The following is a 6,839-nucleotide window of genomic DNA, read 5'->3' on the forward strand; positions in this document are numbered from 1 at the left end:
GTGCGCCCTGACCCGCGGGCTGCCACCAGAATTTCGTCTGGTACCGTGGGTGTTTGAAAATTTTGAGATAGCATTTTCTGATTATCAATCTGCCCCCGTCATGGTGACCGCCATGGCGGGGGCTATTTCTCTCTCATGTACGGCCTACGCCATACCCCCATACCCCAGGAAGCCGACGATCGGGTTGCGGCCATCGGATTCGACGACACATCTCCAGGGGGCGCCGGCAGGTCCGATGCGCATGTATACCGTACTCGAACTCCCTGAGCTTTCTGATCCTACAACCTTCAGCTTCCCCGATGTCTCCGCCGACAGCTTCTCACGGCAGGAGCTAACTGCAGCGCGACTTGCGTCATAGCGCCCTTCAACGAATGGAGGGCCATCTGAGAGCGGCTGAATTTGGGGCCCGCCGCCACACGCACTCAATCCAACGAGCGCCCCAAGGGTGAGCACAATCCTGAAAGCTGGCATCGGTTACCTCGCTTGTGGTCTTTCTAAGAAGATTGGTGGATGCCCGTTGGTCACGCAAGACGATCTCCTGCGGGTGAGCAATCATCCGCACTCGACGTAGCGACAGATTTCACAGTAGCCTTTTCAGAGAGCCTGCAACGCCTCCCAGTCAGGGTAAGGGAAGCAAGAAGAAGGAGCTCTGAACATGCCTATCGACGGAAGCGATGAGCAAGACTTCGACCTCAGGACTGGGAGCACGGACCCAAGGAAGATTTCCGCCTACTACGACAAGTGGGCCTCGACCTATGACGAGACTCTGAATTCCTGGAACTACCGCACGCCTCCTGACGCGGCCAAATTGCTGGCACCGGAGCTTGATGAGAGCGCCCTAGTTTTGGATGTCGGATGCGGCACCGGCCTGTTCGGCGATGCACTCACGGGTCTCGGAAACTACCGGCTCCTAGGCTTGGACATCTCGAACAAGTCTATCGAGGTGGCCAAGGATCGCAAAAAGTATGATGGCTTCATTGAGCATGATCTCCAAAGCCTCCCGCTGCCCGTTGTCGACGATGCTATGGATGCGGCCGCATGCGTGGGCGTACTGACTTACATCGAGAATGCCGACGAGCTCCTGCAAGACATCTGTCGCTGTGTTCGAACGGGTGGCAGCCTGATTTTCACGCAGCGAACCGATCGATGGGAGATGCTGAATTTTTCGCAGACATTAGAGAGCCTACAAGACGCTGGCATCTGGGAAGTTCAGAAGCTCACAGACCCCATGAGCTATTTACCCGGCAACGAAGATTTCAGGGATGAAATCAAGGTCCATCATGTGCTCTGCAAAGTCCGCTGAAAGACCTCCGAGAGCTCCAACTGCCAGGGAATGAGATCACACAACCTCACGCCCGCGTGAGGTCAAACAATATGCCTGAGGCATAAAGACTCTGAAAAAATGGTACATTGGTTACCCACTTTCAGGATCTGGGTAACGAAACGACCATTTTTTATGGACGTATTTTTAGGGTGCGTGAGCTCTCATTGGAGATTTAGGGCCCTGAGGTGGGGATGGTCAGAAGCCGGTTATAGCCGGGCTCGGAGATGGAGTCCTCGCAATCTTCCTGAGCTGCGTGTGAATGTGGATTTCAGCGAGTAGTTAACGACAAACGGAACTCGCCACCGTCCAATTCAGAGATTGAGACCTTACGCTGACAAGGCTTCATCGCTCATCGTAAGCGCCCGTCTCGCCACACCGCCGCCGGACAGTTGTGTGTAATTGCACGCCTTACCGGCCGGTTACCGCTCATCGAACTTTTCAGGATTAGAGCTTGGGAGGGAACTTAACATTGATGGACAGACCATCGCTCCCGTCTACAGTCAGGGTCGCATCATGCTGGAACGTTAGCGTTCGGATCATGCGCCATCCCAATGAGTTCGAACGCTCCGGTCGCTCGGCACCGTCTGCAAGGCCTACCCCATTGTCAGAGACCGTCATCATAAGGCCAGTCTCGAAATCGCCGGAAACAGTGCAAGTGATCGTACCTGTGTCTCTTCCGACGAACGCATATTTGTAGGCATTCGTGACGAGTTCACCAACGATCAGGCCGATATCGATCGCAAGTTTGCTTTCCATCCGCAGAGGCCCGCAGTTCACTTTGATGTCGACACGGAGGCTATCGCCGCTGAAGGCGCGCTCGGCATTCCTGGCAACCTCACTCAACATTTCATTAAGGTCGATCTCACCGGACGCGGCAGCCCTCTGCATCAACTCGTGCGCCTTTGCCAGAGAGCCAACTCTGATCTCCAACTCACCCAATACCTGCTTGGTCTCGTCTGCTTCGGCCTGAGACTTGCTCATGCGTACCAACGCAACGATGAGAGCGAGGTTATTTCCGGTGCGGTGATGCAGCTCTTGCATGAGGAGCTCGTGATCCGCCAGGCTTTCCGTCAACTCCCGGTTCTTCTCAGCAAGCTCTGCTGTAGGGTCTTTGGATTTCAACTCCGCCAAGGCTGCCGCTGCCTTATCGACGAGGTTTGAGCAATCGACCTTACAGTCTGCAGATTGGAACGCGGCATCGATACGCGTCCCTTCACTGCCAGTCTTCACGTCGAACCGCGATGCGATCCTTTGCACCCCTCGCAGACCGAGCCCCATGCCTGCCGACGAAGAGGAAGTCCCCTCGGGGTCTAGGTACTGATCAGGAATGCCGGTGCCTTGGTCCGAGACCGTTACTCCCAAAGCTGGCCGCCCTCTGAATTCAACGATTGAGAAGGTCGCTTTCCCTTTGTGGCCGTGCTCAATCGCGTTGCGGCCAAGTTCGACAACTGCAGTGACGGCCCTGGTGCGCTCGAAGTCTCTGAAATTCAGCACACCCGAGAGTACCCGGGAGACTTCCCGGAGGCGCGAGATGTCCTCCGACTTTTCGAGCACGACTGTCGTTAGCTTAGCAGATTTCAACGCTCAGGCTCCTGCGTAACCCTCAAGACTATGATGCTGGCATCGTCTCGCCCCCGAAACGCCCGATCGAGGAGAAAGCCGGCAATCAGCAGTGGGCTCTTTCTGAGAAGGCCTGGTGGAAAATGCGTATCTCTCAAAGTCTTCAGACCGTCGCTGTGCAAAATGACGAGATCGTTCGCCATCAGTTCCAAAGTCTCTTCGTAGCCACGCGTAGGCCCGGCTCCGATGCGCCCATCCCGAACGGCCATGCGTTGCACGCCCGTTTCACCGATACGGATCGTTGAGATGTTGCCAAGGCCCGCGTAGCTCATCACCATTTGCGGTTGGGCGACGTGGACGATGGCCGCTACTGCCCCGCGCCTTCCAACCAGCTTCTCAGTGATTTGCCGCATTGTCTGGCCAGGCTCCGCCGAGAGGCCTCCGGCTGCCCAAGCAGCTTCGAAAACTTCTTCTGAGGCCGAGGCCGCGTCCGGACCATGCCCCAAACCATCGCACATCAGGATGTCTGTCGCGCCTTTGGTCTCTCTGATCAGAAAGTCGTCACCGCACTGCTGCTCCAAGGGATGGCAAACGCGCAGTCCTGCCAACTCGATCCCCGGCGCGGTGGGCCCAGCTGCTGCAGAAAACGTGCAAACGATCGTTGTCCCGCAGTCAGACGAGCTGAAGATGTCGAACGTATCGGAGAGCCTTCTGATGGCACCTAGTCCGAGGCCCGCAGAGTCGGTGCTGCTCTCGCCATCCTGGAACATCCGGTCCGCGTCGGAGATGCCAGGCCCTTTGTCGGTGAACACCAGCGCAACGCTTTTCTGGCCCCCTCGCTGGACGACATCGATCAGAGCGCGGCCGCGATCCGCATAGCGAAGGATATTCGTTGTGGCTTCGGTCGCGACGATGGCCAGCTCGTCGATGCGGACTTCCGACAACCCAATCTCCTGGCCATGTCTTCGCGCCAGTCGCCTCACGACAGCAACGGCACTTCGCTCGTCGATCTCAACCCATTGGTTCATAACTTCACGCTCATCGAAACGATGGTACCTTCCCCGGGCGTGGACCGGATATCGAAGCCATGCGATAGACGTTTGGCCCCACCCAATCCGCGACCAAGTCCACCGCGGGAAGTGTAACCATCGGACATCGCCAGTGAGATGTCTTCGATACCACGACCCTTGTCCCGGCACTCGATAACCAGATATTCGTTGCGCTTGTCGAGATAAATCGAAATCTCGCCCCCGCCACCGTGCACAATCGCGTTTCGCGCGATCTCACTGACCGCCGTCGCAAAGCGCGTGACGCGTAAAGTGGATGCACCACGATCTTTCATAAAGCGAGCCACTGCTTGGCGCGCTGCAACAACGTCCCTACTGACCGCAAGATTGATCGACGCCAGCAGGGGACCGTTCGGCTTCCCCTGCAGATCAGTCACGTCTTAGTTGAGACAGAGCATGAGTGAGGCTGAGCGCTGTTCGGACTTCAGGCAAGTACATGCCGAGTTCCACGAGCGTAACCGCCACCGCCGGTCGCATGCCTACCACGTAGGTCTCCGCTGCCAGAAGCCTGGAGATACCGGCAAGCTGCGCGATCACGCGACCAACGAAGGTATCGACGATCTCGAGGGCACTGATGTCTAGGATGACGCCCTTCACGTCATCCTTCGCAATACGGTTCGAGAGTGTTTCTTGGAGATCCACGATTTCAGTGTCCGTGACATCGTCCTGGATCGACACGAGAAGGGCGTTCTCGACCAGGTTTATCGATGTGACACCCGACACGTCAGGAAGCCTCTGTGGTCTTGATGACGTATCCGACCTTCAGAAGGGCATCGGACAGGGCGGTTCGGATGCTCGATCGGGTGGACACGGTACCAACATCAATGCCGAGCTGAACCATGGTCTGAGCAATCATCGGGCTGATGCCACTGATGATACACTCCGCTCCCATCAGTCGCACGGCAGCGGCCGCACGTAGGAGATGCTGAGCAACTTGGGTATCGACTGTTCCGACCCCAGTGATATCCATGATCACCACTTCGGCCTGACGTTCGAGAATGGTTTGCAGAAGGTTCTCCATGACCTCCTGAGCACGGGCGGAGTCCAGCGTGCCAATCAGAGGCAGCGTGAGGACACGGTCCCAGAGCTCAACCACCGGGGTTGAGAGCTCAAGCATCTCCCGACGCTGACGCTCAATGATCTGATCGCGCTCGGCGATGAAGATTTCATTCGTGTAGATCGCGAACGCATCGACCAGCCGGGTCACAAGAAGGACATCACGGATAAGGATCGATTGCTCGACGTCCGGCATGGCTTCCAAGCGCTTGAAGAGTGGAGCCTTGAGAGCCAACACGAAAGTGGCCATCTCAGTCGGGGTCACACCGCGGCTTACGCGCTCCTTGCTCACGTCCGCCAGCACTGCACGTAGATCGGCCCACTCATCGTCATCGAGACTGAACTCTTCGTTCGCAACGCCAGCCCGGACGCCTTTCGAAAACGCCTTAAGGAGCTCTAGGTTCTGCGTCCGGCTTTCCGCGTCTGAGAAGAGGTCAGACCGCTTTACCCCTTCTTTGACCTGTGTTCCAAGCCACTCCTCTACGATCCCCGAGAAGTCTTTGTCGAGGATGGTCAGTATGTTCGCCGTCGCAGATTGCGGCATCGTAGCCCCCAGCGCTGAATGATTACGCAGATAAGCCAGTTTAGGGTCAGGGAGTCAACGTCAATACCGCGCAGTATGAGTTGAAAGTCTCGCAAAATCTGAGGATTAGACATGCATCTTAAAGGCCGGAAATCTCGAGAGCTTAATTTTCTGAGTGTTCGCATGACGAAAGGCGTCTGCTGCGTGCGCCACGGCCCATCAACTTCGTTCTTCGTGTCCCTTCGAGGCCACATTCTGTGATAAGCTGCGCAAGCGTGGAACCAAATGGCGCTTCACGTTGCCAATGTAGGACCCAGGTACGACCGGAGGAGGTCATACGCAATGGGGAAAGCGAAAAGACAAAACCTCAGTCAAGGACCTGCACAAAACTGCACCCGGGCCCCCGGCCTTCCCGACGCCATTTCTGGTTAGTGCTGGCTGTAGGTTTGCAATCGCAATAGCGATCATCGCATTACAAGCGCCTCTCGACCTATGAGCGCATACCCGGGGCCCACGATGCTGCTTCTGACGATTTTCAGGTTTAGCCTGGGAGAGCCGGATCGAGGGTTTGCAGCCGCTTGAGAGCTGCAACCAATGTCCCCGGCGCCACTGGCTTCATGCAGCACTCAGCGCCGGGGAACGTGTTCGTTATGTCGCCCTTCACGAGGTGGCCCGAGTGAAAGACGATGCCGACGCCCATTTGTTTGAGCTGATCTGCGACCGGAAAGACCTCACCGTCTGCTAAGCGCACATCGAGCACCGCAAGGTCGGGCTTCATTAAAGCCAACGCCGACATGGCTTTAGAGACCGAGGGGTAAGACCCGACGACGTCGAATCCGGCATCCTCAATGGTCATCTGGAGGTCGAGGGCCACGAGCGCCTCATCTTCACAAATCAGAACTTTGGTCATTGCGGGCGCTCTCTCTCAATGCTCGACATATTGTGTCTCATAAGCCGACAGCCCTGCGTTTGGTTCCCAATTATGTTGATCGCAGGCCTAAATTTTCAGAGAGTTGTAGACCGCCATCAGCTCTGCGCCCATAGGGCGGGCCACCGAAGCGAACGCGAAGCGACTTTCCCGGAAGTCTGATCCACGAACCTGACGGCGAATGCGATGCCCCTCGGCACACGGAACACCGGCAGTTCGACAGCCCGCCAAGAGACCTCTGGGCTGGACCGGACATCGCATTCCAATCAGAACTAGCCTGCCTCCCCTCCTAGGGTCAGGACCCATTGATTTGGTTGGACGAGCGTGATTCACCGTTCGAAAACGAGCGGTGAACATGTCTGATCTTTTTTGGCTGAGCGA

7 protein-coding genes are annotated in these 6,839 nt (G+C 56.7%); 1 reads left to right on the forward strand and 6 read right to left on the reverse strand.

All coding sequences use genetic code 11. From position 1 onward, the window contains the following. The first annotated feature begins 655 nt into the window (after positions 1-655). On the forward strand, positions 656-1,303 hold the full coding sequence (locus tag ACXAJT_RS25505) for a class I SAM-dependent DNA methyltransferase (protein ID WP_475241202.1): 648 nt from the start codon (positions 656-658) through the stop codon (positions 1,301-1,303). Positions 1,304-1,768: 465 nt separating this feature from the next. Here ACXAJT_RS25505 and ACXAJT_RS25510 read toward each other — a convergent pair whose 3' ends face one another. The 6 genes from ACXAJT_RS25510 to ACXAJT_RS25535 form a co-directional block, all read right to left on the reverse strand. Beyond that, positions 1,769-2,905, reverse strand: coding sequence for an ATP-binding protein (locus ACXAJT_RS25510; protein WP_475241204.1), 1,137 nt, complete (start codon positions 2,903-2,905; stop codon positions 1,769-1,771). Beyond that, entirely contained in the window at positions 2,902-3,912 is a 1,011-nt protein-coding gene (locus ACXAJT_RS25515) for an ATP-binding SpoIIE family protein phosphatase (protein WP_475241206.1), read from the reverse strand. The genes ACXAJT_RS25510 and ACXAJT_RS25515 overlap by 4 nt, the downstream gene beginning before the upstream one ends. Continuing rightward, complete coding sequence (locus tag ACXAJT_RS25520) at positions 3,909-4,328, reverse strand: ATP-binding protein (protein ID WP_475241208.1); 420 nt, start codon at positions 4,326-4,328, stop codon at positions 3,909-3,911. Before ACXAJT_RS25520 ends, ACXAJT_RS25515 begins: the two co-directional genes overlap by 4 nt. After that, positions 4,321-4,674, reverse strand: coding sequence for an STAS domain-containing protein (locus tag ACXAJT_RS25525; protein WP_066110692.1), 354 nt, complete (start codon positions 4,672-4,674; stop codon positions 4,321-4,323). Before ACXAJT_RS25525 ends, ACXAJT_RS25520 begins: the two co-directional genes overlap by 8 nt. A 1-nt stretch (position 4,675) precedes the next feature. Then, positions 4,676-5,551, reverse strand: coding sequence for an STAS domain-containing protein (locus ACXAJT_RS25530; protein ID WP_475241212.1), 876 nt, complete (start codon positions 5,549-5,551; stop codon positions 4,676-4,678). A gap of 520 nt (positions 5,552-6,071) precedes the next feature. Then, the gene (locus tag ACXAJT_RS25535) at positions 6,072-6,440 is read right to left on the reverse strand and encodes a response regulator (protein WP_475241214.1); all 369 of its coding nucleotides are present in this window, start codon (positions 6,438-6,440) and stop codon (positions 6,072-6,074) included. Between the last annotated feature and the right edge of the window lie 399 nt (positions 6,441-6,839).

It is taken from the genome of Salipiger sp. ABF4_146, assembly GCF_056161345.1.